The sequence below is a fragment of the Devosia crocina genome, assembly GCF_900116545.1.
In the GTDB taxonomy this organism is placed as follows: domain Bacteria; phylum Pseudomonadota; class Alphaproteobacteria; order Rhizobiales; family Devosiaceae; genus Devosia; species Devosia crocina.
This window is the reverse complement of the sequence record NZ_FPCK01000001.1, coordinates 1,112,721-1,128,829: the sequence shown is the minus strand read 5'-3', so window position 1 is coordinate 1,128,829 and position 16,109 is coordinate 1,112,721. Positions and strand designations below refer to the sequence as shown.

The 16,109-nt window shown below is 60.3% G+C and carries 16 protein-coding genes; 4 read left to right on the top strand and 12 right to left on the bottom strand.

The genetic code is table 11. The features are described 5' to 3' along the window. Together BM364_RS05260 and BM364_RS05255 are read right to left on the bottom strand one after the other, a co-directional pair. On the bottom strand, positions 1 to 1,923 hold the full coding sequence (locus tag BM364_RS05260) for a potassium transporter Kup (RefSeq protein WP_092421820.1): 1,923 nt from the start codon (positions 1,921 to 1,923) through the stop codon (positions 1 to 3). A 158-nt stretch (positions 1,924 to 2,081) separates the two neighbouring features. After that, positions 2,082 to 2,696, bottom strand: coding sequence for an NADPH-dependent FMN reductase (locus tag BM364_RS05255; protein WP_092421817.1), 615 nt, complete (start codon positions 2,694 to 2,696; stop codon positions 2,082 to 2,084). A 315-nt stretch (positions 2,697 to 3,011) separates the two neighbouring features. Here BM364_RS05255 and BM364_RS05250 point away from each other — a divergent pair, with 315 nt between their 5' ends. Further along, a complete protein-coding gene (locus BM364_RS05250) occupies positions 3,012 to 3,338 on the top strand; it encodes a hypothetical protein (protein WP_092421813.1) in 327 nt (108 codons plus the stop codon). A 23-nt stretch (positions 3,339 to 3,361) separates the two neighbouring features. Here the strand turns inward: BM364_RS05250 and BM364_RS05245 are convergent, their stop codons facing one another. From BM364_RS05245 to BM364_RS05235, 3 genes are all read right to left on the bottom strand, one after another. Continuing rightward, positions 3,362 to 4,108 (bottom strand): pyridoxine 5'-phosphate synthase, encoded by a 747-nt coding sequence (locus BM364_RS05245; RefSeq protein WP_092421810.1) that lies wholly within the window; start codon positions 4,106 to 4,108, stop codon positions 3,362 to 3,364. Between the two features lie 89 nt (positions 4,109 to 4,197). Then, positions 4,198 to 4,752, bottom strand: a complete 555-nt coding sequence (ilvN, locus tag BM364_RS05240) for an acetolactate synthase small subunit (protein ID WP_092421807.1) — start codon at positions 4,750 to 4,752, stop codon at positions 4,198 to 4,200. A 21-nt stretch (positions 4,753 to 4,773) separates the two neighbouring features. Beyond that, the gene (locus BM364_RS05235; protein WP_092421804.1) at positions 4,774 to 6,543 is read right to left on the bottom strand and encodes an acetolactate synthase 3 large subunit; all 1,770 of its coding nucleotides are present in this window, start codon (positions 6,541 to 6,543) and stop codon (positions 4,774 to 4,776) included. A 345-nt stretch (positions 6,544 to 6,888) separates the two neighbouring features. Here BM364_RS05235 and BM364_RS05230 point away from each other — a divergent pair, with 345 nt between their 5' ends. Continuing rightward, entirely contained in the window at positions 6,889 to 8,385 is a 1,497-nt protein-coding gene (locus BM364_RS05230; RefSeq protein WP_092421801.1) for an inorganic phosphate transporter, read from the top strand. Here BM364_RS05230 and BM364_RS05225 read toward each other — a convergent pair. The 4 genes from BM364_RS05225 to BM364_RS05210 form a co-directional block, all read right to left on the bottom strand. After that, positions 8,375 to 8,845: an NUDIX hydrolase gene (locus BM364_RS05225; RefSeq protein WP_092421798.1), complete on the bottom strand. Its 471-nt coding sequence runs from the start codon at positions 8,843 to 8,845 to the stop codon at positions 8,375 to 8,377. The two genes, BM364_RS05230 and BM364_RS05225, sit on opposite strands and share 11 nt — an antisense overlap. 95 nt (positions 8,846 to 8,940) lie before the next feature. Then, on the bottom strand, positions 8,941 to 9,156 hold the full coding sequence (locus BM364_RS05220) for a cold-shock protein (RefSeq protein ID WP_092423903.1): 216 nt from the start codon (positions 9,154 to 9,156) through the stop codon (positions 8,941 to 8,943). A gap of 287 nt (positions 9,157 to 9,443) precedes the next feature. Continuing rightward, positions 9,444 to 9,719, bottom strand: a complete 276-nt coding sequence (locus tag BM364_RS05215) for a glycine zipper domain-containing protein (RefSeq protein WP_092423901.1) — start codon at positions 9,717 to 9,719, stop codon at positions 9,444 to 9,446. 79 nt (positions 9,720 to 9,798) lie between these two features. After that, positions 9,799 to 10,152, bottom strand: coding sequence for a DUF423 domain-containing protein (locus tag BM364_RS05210; RefSeq protein WP_092421795.1), 354 nt, complete (start codon positions 10,150 to 10,152; stop codon positions 9,799 to 9,801). Between the two features lie 68 nt (positions 10,153 to 10,220). Between BM364_RS05210 and BM364_RS05205 the strand changes: the two genes are divergently transcribed. After that, complete coding sequence (locus BM364_RS05205; RefSeq protein ID WP_092421792.1) at positions 10,221 to 11,636, top strand: MATE family efflux transporter; 1,416 nt, start codon at positions 10,221 to 10,223, stop codon at positions 11,634 to 11,636. Here the strand turns inward: BM364_RS05205 and miaA are convergent. Continuing rightward, complete coding sequence (miaA, locus tag BM364_RS05200; protein WP_244542775.1) at positions 11,629 to 12,525, bottom strand: tRNA (adenosine(37)-N6)-dimethylallyltransferase MiaA; 897 nt, start codon at positions 12,523 to 12,525, stop codon at positions 11,629 to 11,631. The genes BM364_RS05205 and miaA overlap by 8 nt on opposite strands. Positions 12,526 to 12,552: 27 nt before the next feature. Between miaA and serB the strand changes: the two genes are divergently transcribed. Then, positions 12,553 to 13,425 carry a phosphoserine phosphatase SerB gene (gene serB, locus BM364_RS05195; protein WP_092421786.1) on the top strand — a complete coding sequence of 291 codons (873 nt, stop codon included), beginning with the start codon at positions 12,553 to 12,555 and terminating at the stop codon, positions 13,423 to 13,425. 425 nt (positions 13,426 to 13,850) lie between these two features. On the opposite strand, the gene hflC is transcribed toward serB, so the two are convergent. Together hflC and hflK are read right to left on the bottom strand one after the other, a co-directional pair. Then, positions 13,851 to 14,999, bottom strand: a complete 1,149-nt coding sequence (gene hflC / locus BM364_RS05190) for a protease modulator HflC (protein ID WP_092421783.1) — start codon at positions 14,997 to 14,999, stop codon at positions 13,851 to 13,853. A gap of 2 nt (positions 15,000 to 15,001) precedes the next feature. Further along, complete coding sequence (gene hflK, locus BM364_RS05185) at positions 15,002 to 16,105, bottom strand: FtsH protease activity modulator HflK (RefSeq protein ID WP_092421780.1); 1,104 nt, start codon at positions 16,103 to 16,105, stop codon at positions 15,002 to 15,004. Positions 16,106 to 16,109: the final 4 nt, after the last annotated feature.

The following is a 16,109-nucleotide window of genomic DNA, read 5'->3' as shown; positions in this document are numbered from 1 at the left end:
CTAAATAACGACCTGCGTCCCGATTTCCACGACCCGGCCCGTCGGAATGTGGAAGTACTCTGTAGCATCGCTAGCATTGCGCGCCAGACGCACGAACAACCGATCCTGCCAGAACCGTAGCGGCCCACTCTTCTGCCCGAGCTTGAGCGAACGACGCGAGAGGAAGAACGATGTCGACATGATGTCGAACTTCCAGCCGAGCTTGCGCGCGAGCGCCAGCGCCTTGGGGATATTGGGACTTTCCATATAGCCGAAAGTGACTACCACGCGGAAGAACAGCTCGTTATAGGCGTCGATCGTAACCTTTTCATCATCCGGCACGCGCGGCGAGGTCGACGTGCGCACCGTCAGGATTACGTTCTGCTCGTGCAGAACCTTATAGTGCTTGAGCGAATGGAGCAGCGCAGTCGGGGCTCCCTCGATATCGCTGGTCAGAAAGATCGCTGTACCGGGAACGGTGGTGGGCTTTTTCTTGGCAAGGTTGTCTACCAGGAATTGCAGAGGCACCTCATCACGGCGCGTCTTGTCGGCTAGGCGGCGGCGCCCTGCCATCCAGCTCCACATCACCAGAGCCACCATGATGGCCACTGCCGCCGGCACCCAGCCACCTTGGAAAAGCTTGGCAGCATTGGCAGCAAAAAAGCCCCCGTCTATCAGCGCGTAGACGATACCGAACCCAATAACGGCTAGAGGGTGCCACTTCCAGTTGCGCCACATCACGACCACCAGCAGCGCCAGCGTGACGATCATGACGCCTGATACGGCGATACCATAGGCGTTCGACAGGGCTTCCGAACTGCCGAAGGCCGCCACCAGCACCAGCACGCCGATCAGCAGCATGGAGTTTATCTGCGGCATGTAGATCTGGCCGCTCTGCGTCTCGGACGTGTGATGCACCACCATGCGCGGCAGCATGTTGAGAGCGATAGCCTGCTGCGTAAGGCTATAGGTCCCTGTGATCACCGCCTGGCTGGCGATAATGGTTGCCATGGTTGCGAGGATAACAAACGGCAGGAGACCCCATTCCGGAATCATCTCGAAGAACGGACTCTGCACATTGCCGACCCCATGGCTCAGCACGAAGGCGCCCTGCCCGAAATAGTTGAGCAACAGGCAAGGAAAGACGAGGCCGAACCAGGCAAGAACGATCGGCTTGCGCCCGAAATGGCCAAGGTCGACATAGAGCGCTTCGGCACCGGTGACGGCCAGGAAGATGGCGCCGATTACCACAAATGCAATCGCTGCGTGGGTGACCAGGAACTGGATCCCGAGGATCGGGTTGAGCGCCGCCAGCACGCCGGGATAGGCGATGATGTGCGATATTCCTGCTATCCCAAGCGTCAGGAACCAGACAGCCGTGATGGGGCCGAATACGGCGGAAACTTTCGCCGTTCCGAAGCGCTGCACCGCGAAAACGCCCAGGATGATCACCAATGTGATCGGCACGATCCAGCGGTTCATGCCGGGGCGCACGAGTTCCATGCCCTCTACCGCCGACAGAACGGAAATCGCTGGGGTGATGATGGCGTCACCAAAGAACAGCGCCGCGCCCAAGACGCCGAGCGCCGTGATCCACATGGGAGGATTGGTGAAGGTCTTACGGGCCAGCGCCATGAGCGACAGTGTACCGCCCTCGCCATTATTGTCTGCGCGGGTCACGAAGAAAACGTATTTGACGGCGACCGTCAGCGTCAGTGCCCAAACGATCAGCGAGAGCAAGCCGAGCACTTCGATGTCCGACGCGGCAGCGCCGGGACGCACCTGCATAGCCTGTCGAAATGCATAGATCGGGCTCGTGCCGATATCGCCATAGACCACGCCGACCGCACCAAGCGTCAGCATAGGAAGATTACCGTGGCTATGTCCGGCCTGGTCGGTCGCTACGCCACCGGCGCCATGGCCGGTCGTATCCGCTTGCGTCATGAGCTTTGGGGCTCTCGCTGTTAAAGGCGGGCGCCGCTATACACCCGCCACCCCCTGCACACAACATCATAACTGTAACAGAAGTGAAAACGCCAACGGGGAGCGCTCCTTGCGGAACGCTCCCCGTCGGGCAAACGCGACTGGAGGTCAGCGTATGATTATTCGGCAGCCTGGGCGTTGACAGTCTCGTTTTCACGAGCATCCTTGGCAGCCTGGCCCCACCAGATCAGCTGGTCGAGCATTTCCTTGGTCGAATTGCCGATGGAGGGCTCGATGTCGGACATCGGCTTGTTCTGCTGACCGAGCGGATGCACGGCAAAGAAATCTGCGCCGGCAATATGGACGGCAGAACGGGTAGAGACCATCTGCAGTTCAACACCGATGGTGCGCAGATTCTCGATGGCGCGAGCTGCACCCACCGTACCGTAACCGATGGCGCCGAACGCCTTCTTGTTCCAGTTCACATAAGCCTGGTCGATAGCGTTCTTGAGAGCACCGGTGATGGCGCGGTTGTATTCGGCGACTACGAAGATAAAGCCGTCAAATTCGGAAATCTTGTTCTGCCAGCGGACTGCTTCAGGGTTCTGCGAAGGCATCCAGGCGTTGGACGCCATCTCGTCGAAGAACGGCAGGTCGAAATCACGAAGGTCGATCAGTTCAGCTTCGATCTCCGGACGCTCATTGGCCTTTTCGAGGATCCACTTGGCCGGCACATCGCCGAAACGAGTAGGACGAGTGGACGAGATAATGACGCCGATCTTGAGCTTGGACATTTGGTGCCCTCCTTGGTAACAAATCGTAACTGAGGCGATATATGTGCCCACACTCCGAAAGCCTCAAGAGGGCACGCGCTTGTCGCCCAGAGACATGGGGGTGCCCCGGTTACAGGCGTGTAAGTTTCCGAATTTGCTGGCTTTCAGAAGAGCGAAGAAGCGCAACCCGAGTTGTTTCTGCGATCTGGCATCCGCCGCCTGACAGACTGTTCAACGGACGACAACGAACGCTGTTGAGCAGTGCTCATAAGCCAGCTTGACGGCCCATGGCCTTGGGATAACGTCCAATGCGTGGGGCTACTCTCGGGGACAAAATTGAAAATCACGCATATTGCGCTCGCCATCGCTTTTCTCGCGATTGGCATAAGTTCTACGGCGGCACTCGATCGCCGCGTCAAGATCAACAACAAGACCTCTTATGATATCATCGAGTTCTATGCATCGCATCGCGATGCCAAGAGCTGGGAAGAGGATATTCTCGGACGCGACATCCTGCCAGCCGGCAGCAGTGTCATGATCAATATCGATGATGGCACCGGTTACTGCGTCTTCGACTTTAAGGCCGTGTTCTCTGACGGAGACGAACTCGAGAAGTACGGCAACAATGTTTGTGAGCTGGCAGAATTCAACTATACCGAATAAGAACAAGGGGCGCCAAAGCGCCCCTAAACATCTTCAAGGGCCTGAGAATAGGCCCTTACCGCCTCTGCAAAACCCATCAGCAAGGCATCCGAGGTTATGCCGTGTCCGATGGAGACTTCTGCAACGCCCGGCACAGCCACCTGGAAGGCCGGGAGATTGGCCAATGTCAGATCATGGCCGGCATTCACCTTGAGACCCGCAGCCAGCGCAGCAACACATGTATCGGAAAGTTTCGCCAATTCTTCTTTGGCGCGTGCAGGCTCATCGAAGCACGCGCCATAAGGCCCGGTAAATAGCTCCACACGCTGGGCTCCAGTAGCCTTCGCCGCAGCTATCCCCGAAGGCCCAGCGTCAGGGTCGCAGAACAGCGACACGCGCCGCGTCGCCGTCTGAAGGCGCTCCACAACCGAACCGAGCAACTCCCCGTCTCGAACGAAGTCCCAGCCATGATCCGATGTGGCCTGGCTGGGATCGTCGGGCACCAGCGTCACCTGTTCAGGGTTCACCGCTTCCACCAGCTGAAGGAAATCTTCGCTTGGATAACCCTCGATATTGAACTCGGCATGAGGATAGTCACGGCGCAACAAAGCACTGAGATCGCGCACGTCTGTGCGGCGAATATGTCGTTCGTCCGGCCGCGGATGCACAGTGATGCCGCTTGCGCCGGCATCGAGAACTATGCGCGCAATGCCGGTAACGCTAGGCCATGGCAGGTCACGGCGGTTTCGCAACTGGGCGACGGCATTGAGATTGACGGAAAGCAGGGTCATGGCGCGGACTCGGTCAGAGGATACATTCTCCTATACCGGATCGCCCGCGCCGCCCAATCGAACCTTGTGATAGGTTCGATGCAAGTAGCTTACATGGCTTCTGGACCACGTCCGATGGCAGCAAGCCCGGTGCGTACGACTTCAACGAGGCCAAGCGGCGACATCAAGGCGATAAAGCTGTCGATCTTGTCCGGCTTGCCGGTCACCTCGAACACGAAGCTTTCCACAGTGGCATCGACGATATGGGCGCGGAAGGCATCGGCAAGGCGCAGCGTCTCGGCGCGGTGCTCGCCCGAGCCCTTGACCTTGATCAGCGCAAGTTCGCGCTCGACATAATTACCCTCTGCGGTCAGGTCATGCACCCGATGCACCGGCACCAGCCGTTCGAGCTGAAGCTTGATCTGCACAAGCGTCTTGGGCGTCGCGACGACAACAACGGTGATGCGACTAAGTCGCCGCCCGTGTTCGGTCTCGCTGACAGTCAAACTCTCGATATTATAGCCGCGCGCCGAAAAGAGCCCGACGACCCGAGCGAGAATGCCTGGCTCATTGTCGACAAGCACCGACAGGGTATGCCGCTCTGTCTGTTGCGTTTCCTGAGTCAGGAAATAGGCCGAGCCGGTGGGCTGGAGATGTGCGTTCATGTCTTTTCCTCCGCCCTGGGCCTAGACCAGCTGGCGTCCCTTCTCGTCGATGATCGAGCCCAGATTGGCAGTGTCGGGCAGGATGATTTCATTATGCGGCTTGCCCGAGGGGATCATGGGCAGGCAGTTCTCGTCCTTCTCAACGATCACATCGAACAGCACAGGACCGTCGTAGTCGATCATCTCGGCAATGGCGGCATCGAGCTCGGCTGGGTTCTCGCAGCGAATGCCCTTGCCGCCATAGGCCTCGGCCAGTTTCACGAAATCGGGCAACGATTCCGAATAGGAATGAGCGTAGCGCGATCCATGCAGCAGGTCCTGCCACTGACGCACCATGCCCATGCGCTCATTGTTGAGGATGAAGATCTTGACCGGCAGCCGGTACTGAACCGCCGTTGAAATCTCCTGCATGGTCATCTGCACCGATGCCTCTCCGGCGATATCGATCACCAAGGCATCCGGATGCGCCACCTGCACGCCGACAGCAGCGGGAAGGCCATAGCCCATCGTACCAAGGCCACCCGACGTCATCCAACGGTTTGGCTTGTCAAAGTGGAAGTGCTGCGCCGCCCACATCTGGTGCTGGCCAACCTCGGTCGTGATGTAGACGTCCTTTGACTGCTTTCTTGTCGCTTCATAAAGGCGCTGGATCGCCCATTGCGGCTTGATGACGGCATCCGAGTTCTTGAAGTTGAGCGAGCCGACTGCACGCCACTTCTCGATCTGGTTCCACCACGGTGCAATGGCTTCGGTGCGCGGCTGATTGGTCTTGCTGCGCCAGATGCGGATCATCTCCTCGAGCACGCGATTGCAATCGCCAACGATGGGAATATCGACCCGGATGATCTTGTTGATCGAGGACGGATCGATATCGACATGAATTTTGCGGCTATTGGGCGAAAAGGCATCGATGCGGCCCGTGATGCGATCATCGAAACGCGCACCAATATTGATCATGACGTCGCAATCGTGCATCGCGAGATTGGCTTCGTAAGTGCCGTGCATGCCCAGCATGCCCATCCACTGGCGATTGGACGCGGGGAAGGCGCCGAGGCCCATCAGCGTCGAGGTCACCGGAAAGCCAGTCAGCTCGGCCAGCTCGCGCAGGTTCTCGGATGCCTCGGGACCGGCATTGATCACGCCGCCACCGGTGTAAAAGATCGGCCGCTCAGCTTTGAGCATCAGGTCGACCGCAGCCTCGATTGCCCGAACGTCGCCATCGACCTGCGGGCGGTAGGAGGCGTGCCGCAAGGTGCCGTTCTCGGGCTTGTAGTATTCCCCGACTGCGAACTGGATGTCCTTGGGAATATCGACAACCACAGGGCCGGGACGGCCGCTGGTCGCAATATGGAAAGCCTCGTGCAGCACGCGCGGCAAATCGGCAACGCTTTTGACCAGGTAATTGTGCTTGGTGCACGAGCGGGTGATGCCCACCGTATCGCATTCCTGGAACCCGTCCGTTCCGATCAGCGTTGTCGGCACCTGCGCAGTGATGCAGACCATCGGAATGGAATCCATCAGCGCGTCGGTCAAACCCGTCACGGCATTGGTCGCACCCGGTCCAGAGGTCACAAGCACCACGCCGGGTTTTCCGGTCGAGCGCGCATACCCTTCAGCCATGTGCGTCGCGCCCTGCTCATGACGCACCAGGATGTGCTTGACGAAATCCTGCTGGAACATCGCATCGTAGATCGGCAGGGCGGCACCACCAGGATAACCGAAGATATGCTCAACACCCTGATCCGCGAGCGCCTGGATCACCATTTCCGCGCCGGTCATTTTTTCGGCCATTTGCGCTTTCCTACTCCTCGGGCCCGCCGTACCGGGCGTTACGTTCCTTCACGCCTTAAAACCGTTTCAGCGGAAAAAAGGCAATAAAAAAGGCCCCGTGTGGGACCTGTTTTCGGCGCATCAGCTATCGCGCGGGGTTCTACCCCACGTTGCCGATGCGCCTACCTACTACGAGAATGCTTGCCCGCACGGGACCACTCCAAAAATATTCGGCCCATTGATAAAAGCTTCGGCGCAAATCTGTCAAGTCGAGTTCACGCTTGCCTTGCAAGGTCAGTTTTGGGGCTGGCAGGCCACTCCTGGGATGATAAAGGCACGTGAACCTCATTGTGACAGATTGATGACATGGCTAATGCACTCGACAAGGACCTGAGCCAGGTTGAAGGCATCGAAGCGGCAACCCACAACCTGTCGCGCACGCTAGCGGCGCCCGGTCTCGCGCTCGTCTTCCTGCTCGCGGTCGGCGTCTGGGTGGCTTTCGCTTTCGGACAAGGCCCAACCACCTACGTAATCGTCATAGGCGCGGTAATCGCCGGTTACATGGCGCTTAATGTCGGCGCTAACGACGTAGCCAACAATATGGGCCCCGCTGTGGGCTCGCGCGCCATATCGATGACTGGCGCCCTGATCATCGCTGCCATCTTCGAAGCGGCCGGGGCGCTGCTGGCCGGGGGCGATGTCGTGTCTACGGTAGCCCGAGACCTGCTGACAGTCCCGGACATGGATAGCCGCTCCTTTGTCATGGTGATGATGTCCGCCCTTTTGGCCTCGGCCCTGTGGGTCAATCTCGCGACATTCATCGGCGCTCCGGTCTCGACGACACACGCGGTCGTCGGGGGCGTCGTCGGCGCCGGCATCATGGCAGCCGGGTTTTCGGTCGTTGCCTGGCCCGTGATCGGATCCATTGCCGCAAGCTGGGTGATCTCCCCGGTCATGGGTGGCATCGTCGCGGCGATCTTTCTGGTTATCGTGCGCGCAACGATCACGACCAGGCTCGATAAGATCACGGCCGCTCGCTTGTGGGTACCGATCTTTGTTGCCGTGATGACGGGTGTCTTCGCGATGTATCTGGCGACCAAGGGCCTGAGCCGCGTTTGGAAGCCGGGTCCGGCCGTGACTTTGCTGCTGGGCGCTCTTTTCGCCGGGCTTGGCTGGATTGTTGCCATGCCCTGGGTGCGCAAGAAGTCCTTGCACATGGAAAACCGCAAGAAGCACGTGGCGGCCCTCTTCCGTCTCCCGCTGGTTTTTGCGGCTGCACTACTCTCGTTTGCCCATGGCGCCAACGACGTCGCCAATGCCATCGGTCCGCTTGCTGCTGTGGTGACAAGCCTTGAGACCGGCCATAGCGAGATTGCCGGCGTCGCCCTACCCTTTTGGGTGCTAGCCATTGGCGCGGTGGGACTGTCGCTCGGCCTTGCTTTATTCGGCCCCAAGCTGATCAAGACGGTGGGCGAGCACATCACGCGCCTCAATGAAATCCGCGCCTACTGCGCGGCTCTGTCGGCTGCTGTCACGGTGCTGATCGCGTCCGCACTCGGCATGCCCGTTTCTTCGACCCACATCGCGGTGGGCGCAATCTTTGGTGTCGGTTTTTTGAGAGAGCACATTTCTCGCCGGGACATGGAAGGCTCGGCCGTCCCGACCAATTCGCGCTTCGTTGATCCTGACACCCTTAATGCGACGCCTGAACAGGCTTTGGCCAACATGCGCAAAACCGAGCGGCGACGGCTCGTGCGCCGTCAACATGTCTACAGCATCGCGGCAGCCTGGGTCGTGACCGTCCCTGCAGCGGCGGCGCTCTCGGCTGTCGTCTATCTCGGGATGAATCTGTTTATCGGGTAGCGGCGCTACGGTGCATCGCCTCGACCTTTTCTGCAAGCCGGGACAGTGACCGGTCAGCGAGGAGCCGCTTGGCCTCCTCAAGGGTGGCCCAATGCCGGAGACGCTGACCTTTTTCGCGCCACTCATCGAGTTGCTCAGTAACGCGCAGAGGGTAGAGATCAACGTCGATCAGCGTCGCTCCGCTGCCACCGGAACTGGCGCGGTAGCTGCCAACGGTTACCTGCGAAATCTCGCCGATGACACCAGCCTCTTCGAGCGCTTCCATGGCGGCGCTATCCCATGGCGTCATATCAGGCTCGATCCGGCCTTTCGGGAAAATCCACCGTCCGGTTTTTCGAGTAGTGATCAGCAGAAAAGCGAGGCGACCTTCCACTACCGCATAGGGTAACGCTCCGGCCTGGCGGAGGCCATCAGGGGTCTCGACCCGGGGGCTCCAGTTACTCAGAAACTCACGCAACATGGCGGTACTCCAAACCCGGCAGGACCGGCCAAAACGATTCAAGGGGCCCAAGGCCCCTTGAACAAACTCACTTTGCCGCGATTCGCCTGTGGCGATTAGCTCAAAAGCGCGAGATTTGTCGCGGAAACCTTGCCATCGCGGCCGGTCTGCAGTTCGAAGGTGACCTTGTCGCCTTCAAACAGACCCTGAAGGCCGGAGCGCTGAACGGCGGAGATATGCACGAATGCGTCCTTCTCGCCGTTGTCGGGCGAGATGAAGCCGTAGCCCTTGGTGGTGTTGAAGAACTTCACGGTGCCCGTGATGGAAGACATGGACATAGATCCTCTAGGTCTGGCCGAAGCTCGGCACAAGTTAAGTCTGGCCGCGTGGCCCGACCCTACGATGCACCAGATCAGGAGGTAGCCTAGTTTCCGGAAGCCCGGTTGTTCAGGTAGCGCAAGACAAGTGGCATGTACGGAAGCGGAGTATTGCGGTGCTCCGTGAATTTTTCAAGACCATATTGAGGCTTACAGCAGAACACCCGGTCGGTGGGGGCTCCGACCGGGTGTTCTTCGCACCACACAGACGATTTGGGGACGTAAACCGCCTCTGTGTAACCTTAACCGCGCGGACAGGTGTCGACGTAGCGGGTGCCGTTCGGACGCTGGTAAACGCAGCGATCGCTGCTGCCATCTACACGGCCCAGAACGTCGCCTGCCGCTGCACCGACAACGCCGCCAATGCCGGCACCGACTGCAGTACCGATCACGCTACCACCCGTTGCACTTGCCCCGACAACCGCACCGCCCAGGGCGCCAACGGTTGCACCCTGCTGGGTGGACGTACAGGCAGCCAGCGAGAGAGCGGTTGCGGCGATAATCAGGAACTTGTGCATGGGATCCTCCAGAAAACTGATCGGACGCATAATGCCCCGCCGATCTTCTTGGTTCCGGCGTTCCACACAAAAGTTTGAATCAATTCCTAACGAGGGCCGAGATGGCGATCACGATCCAGCCAAGAAGAAGTGCGCCGCCGCCCAGTGGGGCAGCCCCGGGGAACAGTGCAACCGCTTGCCATTCACGCATCGCAAGATCGCCGATGAACAGGGTGCACCCCACCACCAGAACCGCACCCGCGACCATATGAACACGTCCCCTGCCCGCCAGAGCCAGCGCGAGAAGAACCGGCGCATGCGCCAATGCCATGGCAGATATCGCCGCGAGGTTCCGCGCCTCCATGCTGTGCGAAGCCATTGCTGCGCTCATCACTCCCAGCGCACCGAGTAGCCCGGCGGCGGCGAGGAGCACCCGCTTCGTCGTTTCGATCATGAGTAAGCTCCATCTTCCAAGCGGGTCTGCATTGGACTAGACCAAGCCGGTACGCGTGGGAAATACAAATGACTGAAGATGTCGTGTCGCCGCAGCAAGCGGCCAGCCGAACTCACCCTTCTCCGACAGGGTGGGCCCATGAGATGCGCGCGACGTTTGCCCTGGCCTGGCCACTGGTGGTGGCCCAAGTGGCGCAGAATGCGATCAACACCACCGATGTGATCATGATGGGTTGGCTCGGCCCCGAAGCACTGGCCGCAGGAACCCTGGCATCGACCTTCATTATGCCTTTTCTGGTTGGCGGCATCGGGCTCGTTGGCGCTGTTGCGCCACTTACGGCTCAGGCAAGGGGCGCGCGTGACATCAAGGCCGTGCGCCGCTTCGTGCGACAAGGCTTCTGGATCGGCATCCTGACAGCGCTGGTTCTGGTGCCGTTGATCCTGCAGGTTCGCACCATTATGGGGTGGCTTGGACAGGATCCTGCTCTGGCGGCTCGGGCGGAAGAGTATACCCAGATCGCGGCATGGATGCTGTTTCCGGGTTTTGCCATCGTCGTTCTGCGCTCGCTGCTGTCCACCTTCGATGCCGCGCGCGTCATTCTGCTCGTCACGCTGGTCGGCGTGGCCGTGAATGCGCTCGGCAACTACCTGCTGATGTTCGGCAACTGGGGCTTTCCCCGGCTGGAACTGCGTGGGGCAGCAATCGCCACAATCCTCACCAATCTGGCCATGTTCGCAGCACTCTTGAGCTTCGTGCTGACGCATAGGCGTTTGCGGCGCTTCCACATTCTCATGCGGTTCTGGAAACCCGATTGGCAGAAGTTCCACCAGATTTTCGCTCTCGGCCTGCCAATTGGCTTTACTGTGCTGGCGGAAGTCAGCCTTTTCACCGCAGCGGCCTTGCTGATGGGTCGGCTCGGCACTGATGAGGTGGCGGCTCATGCCATCGCTCTTCAGTGCGCCTCCCTCGCATTCATGGTGCCTTTGGGTGTCGGCATGGCGACCACCGTCCGGGTCGGCATAGCTTATGGCCGGAATGATCGGGCGGGTATTGGATACGCCGGGTGGAGCGGCATGACGCTTGGCACCGGCTTCATGATCGTGTCTTGTCTCGCCTTTTTGACTCTTGCCCCGTTTATTGTGAGAGTGTTCCTCGATCCCACCAAACCCGAAAACCTCAATGCCTTGGCGCTGGCGGCAACCTTCCTGATCGTGGCGGGTATTTTCCAGCTGGCAGATGGAGTTCAGGTCGTGGCCGCCCACGCACTTCGCGGCATCAGCGATGCCAAGGTGCCGATGATCGTCGCCATTGTCGGCTATTGGCTTGTCGGCCTGCCGGTTGCCTATGTGCTTGGTCTGGTGGTCGGGTGGCGTGGCGTCGGCATCTGGATCGGCCTGGCTTGCGGGCTGGCCTTTGTTGCCGCCATTCTTCTGGCGCGCTTTGCCTGGCGTGAACGGCTGGGGCTCGTCAAGATCGTCATCTAAGCGGCTGGCCTTCGAGACCTAATCTCGGCCAATCCCCCATGCGATTGCGGAACCAGGTCCGTTGGCGCTTGGCATATTGATGGGTTGCTATCGTGGCGAGCGTGATCGCTTCCTCGCGTCCGTGCAGCCCATCAAGCCAGTCGCCGATTTCGCGCACCCCGATCGCTTTCATGACCGGCAGAGATGGATCGAGCCTTTTGGCAAGAAGCGCCTCAACTTCCTCAACGGCACCGCTCGCAAACATCTGTTCAAACCGCGTGGCAATTCGGGCGCGCAAAACATCGCGGTCGGGCGCAAGCACGAAACGCTCGATGCGCCAGCCCTGCAGCGGCCCCTCCTGCAGATCATCCTGAAACGATGAAAGACGCCGCCCCGTTGCGCGGTGCACCGCAAGGGCACGAGTAACCCGCTGCGGGTCGGCCACCCCAAGGCGCCGGGCTATTTCCGGATCCACTTCCACGAGCATCGCCATGCGGCCAGCCTCATCAAGAGGCTCGAGCTCCTGCTGAACCTGCAAGGTCAGCTCGGGCGAGATCTCGGGAACTTCGGCGAATCCGTTTATCAAGGCATTGAAATAGAGCCCTGTTCCGCCGACGAAAATCACCTCGCGCTCGATATCAGTATGCGCAAGAATTTCCGTTACGGCACCGAGCCACTGGCCGGTCGAAAAGCGTCGGCTGGCGGGCACCGTGCCATAAAGACGATGCTCAGCGCGCCCTTCGTCCTCAGCCGGCGGCCGCGCCGTAACCACGCGCACGGTGTCATAGACCTGCATGGAATCAGCGTTGACGATGAGACCACCGCGCTCCTCAGCCCGCGCCAGCGCCAGCCTCGACTTGCCGCTGGCGGTGGGACCCGCTATCAGGACGGCGCTTCTCTGGCGCGTCACTCCACCCTCCCGAAAGACATCGTTGCCATGCCGGTTCTCAGCCTTATCGCCAATCCCGCCGATTCCGATCTCGACGTGTCGCTGGCCGCCGCAGTGGTGCAACAAACCGGCGGAGAACTCAACTGGCTCAGCCATCAGGTGGCGTGCGACATTATCGAGCCCAAGGCGCCCGATGCGCTCGCCATAGCCCGCGATCTCATCGGCCAGCGGCGTGTCGATGCCAACATCGTGCCGACAGATGGCCGGCGCAAGCTGCTGCTGATTGCCGACATGGATTCCACCATGATCGAGCAGGAATGCATCGACGAACTTGCCGCCGCGCTCGATCTCAAGCCGCAGGTTGCCGAGATCACCGAACGAGCAATGCGCGGTGAACTTGATTTCGGCGCGGCGCTCGATACCCGTGTTGCCCTGCTCAAGGGTCTTGAACGCGCGACCATCGAGGCGGTGCGCCGCGAGGCGATTACGCTGACACCTGGCGGACGAACGCTGGTGCACACGATGAAAGCCTATGGCGCGTATACTTCGCTCGTCTCGGGCGGCTTCACCTTTTTTGCCGATTACTTTGCCAAGCGCATCGGCTTCGACGAGGCAGTGGCCAATGTTCTCCTGTTCGAGGGCGAGCAGCTGACAGGCACGGTGCGAAAGCCCATCGTCGACAAAGACACCAAGCGCATCCGGCTCGAGACCCTTGCGGCAGAGCGGGGCCTTTCCCTCGGTCAGACACTTGCCGTAGGCGATGGAGCCAATGATCTCGACATGATCGGGATCGCGGGCTTTGGTGTCGCGCTTCACGCCAAACCGGCAGTGTCTGCCGCCGCCGCATACCGCGTCGATCACGGCGATCTCACTGCCCTGCTCTATCTGCAGGGCTATGAAGAAGACGAATTCGTGCGTTGATCTGCGCCAGCCTGCGCCCCGCATTCGAAGCTTGTCCTGCCTGTGAAGCAGGAGAAAGCAACCACGCATGCGAAAGTCCCGGTTGGCTAGGCGCCTCCGGCTGGTGCATCCGTGAACAGGACCGGAGGCAGGTCTGCCTCTGATTGATTTGTTTTTTGAAGAGACAGACCTGCCTCCGGCGCCGGTTTTTCGGACAGCTCCGGAATCGCGCCCATTGATCGCTCCTCGCAGGGTCGGCCGGTGCCAGAACGTGCTCCCCCATACGAAAGGGGCGCGCCGGCTCACCCGCACCGGTGATGGGGAGAGACTATCGGAAATTTCTGAGGCCGGGAGTAAGTTCCCGCCTTTGCTCACGTCCGTAAGCCGACACTGAGCGGCTCAACACTGCAAAAACAAAGCCCGGCACAATGGCCGGGCTTTGAGACTTATTGCGCGGTGGAGGGCGCCGGAGTTGTGGCCGAAGCCTCAGGAGCAGGCGCTTCGGCAGGCTCCGGTGGCGTCGTTGGCTCGATCTCGATTGGAGCCGGCGCCTCTGTCCCGATGGTGGGCGTCAGCTCTGAGCCGTCCTCAAGCGTAATGGCCGGAGGTGCAACGGTCTCTTCGATCCCCAATCCATCGAGCGCTGGCTCGGTGCTCGGCGTGGCGCTTTCCGGCAGTTCCTGCGGAGCCAGCGGCGGCGCGAAAGTCGTGTTGGCCGCAGGCAATTCCCCGCTCGAGCCGAAGTAGCGGAAGAAGGCGCTATCGGGCGAGAGAACCATGGTGGTGCCGGTATTGGCGAGGGCTGCACGATAGGATTCCATCGAGCGGTAGAACTCGAAGAATTCGGCATCCTGTCCATAAGCCGAAGCGTAGATGCGGTTGCGTTCGGCATCGCCCTGACCGCGAATGATTTCGGCATCGCGCGTTGCAGCCGCAACGATTTCAACGGCCTGACGATCGGCGATGGCGCGCAGGCTCTGAGCCTGTTCTTCACCGCGGGCACGAAGGAGCGCAGCTTCTGCAAGACGTTCAGCGCGCATACGCTCGAAAGTGGTTGCCGAAACGTCTTCGTCCAGATCGGTGCGCAGGATACGCACGTCCACGACGTCGATGCCGAGTTCTGCCAGGTCCGGACGGATCAGCTCGCGGGTTTCCTGCATCATCTGGCCGCGCTGGTCGGACAGGGCCGCGCTGAATTCGCGCAGACCGTAGACCTGGCGCAAGGCGGCATCGAGGCTGGCCCCGATACGGTCTTCGGCAACCGAAAGCTGACCGGTGGCGCGCTCGCGGAACAGGCGCGCATCGGCGATGCGATAGGTCAGGAAAGCATCGACCTGGTAGAACGCATTACCCGATACCTGCACACGCATATTGGCGATGTCATAGCGCAGCAGGCGATCTTCGATGATCTGGACGCTATCGACGATATCGGTCGGAACCTTGAAGTAGAGGCCTGGTTCGGTACGGACATCGGTGATCTGGCCAAAGCGCATGACGATAGCCTGCTCGCGCTCGTCCACAACGTAGAGCGAGGAGAAGAGGACATAGAGGGCCGCAATGATGACGGCGCCGATGATAAAGAGGCGATTCGTCATGATCAGTTCCCCGTCGTGTTCGTGTTGCCCGGACGCAGTTCAGGCAGCGGCAGATAGGGCACCACGCCGGAACCACCGGCACCGCTCTCGATCAGCACCTTTTCGGAAGCGCCAAGCACTTCTTCCATGGTTTCGAGGAACAGACGCTTGCGCGTCACCTCCGGCGAATTGACGTATTCGGCATAGACAGCGTTGAAGCGCTCTGCTTCACCGGTCGCTTCCTGCACCACGCGGTTGGTGTATGCGGCCGCATCTTCCCGCAACGCTGCCGCGCGACCGCGGGCATCGCCGAGAAGGGTATTGGCATAGGAACGCGCTTCTTCCTGAAGACGCGTCTCGTCCTGACGGGCACGCTGCACTTCGTTGAAGGCGTCGATGACCTCCGCCGGAGGACCGGCATTTTCGATCAGGATCTGATTGACCGAGACGCCGAGGCCGTAGCTTTCCAGCGTAGCAAGCGTGATGCGCTGCACTTCGGCGGAAATACCGGAACGGTCATCCGAGTAGATGTCCTGCGCCGGACGGCGGCCAACCACTTCGCGCATGGCGCTTTCAGCGGCATAGCGAACCATGGATTCAGGATCACGGACGTTGAAGAGGTAGGCGACGGGATCGTTGATCGCCCAGAAAACCGAGAACTGGACGTTGACGATGTTCTGGTCGCCAGAAAGCATCAGACCGTCCCGAACGCCGCCGGCGCGATTGCTGTTGGGATTGGCAATGCCGATCTGTGTCTGGTTCACAGTTGTGGTCGCACGCTCAACCGTTTCCACCGGCCAAAGAAGGAAATGCAGACCCGGACCGGACAATTCAGGCTTGGGCTGGCCGAACCGCAGTTCGACGCCGACTTCCTGCGGATTGATGGTGTAGACCGAGTTGACGCCCCAGAATGCAAGCAGCGCAACGATGCCGCCAACGATGGCCCAACGGCCGCCCGGAACGCCGCCGCGAAACTGATCGCGACCGCGATTGAGGATGTCCTCGAGATTGGGAGTGTTTCCACCGCCGCCAGGACGGCGCGGGCCGCCGCCACCTCCGCCGGGTGCCTGGCCCCAGGGGCCGCCATTATTGCGGCCACCTCCGCCTCCATTATTCTCCCAAGGCATCGCT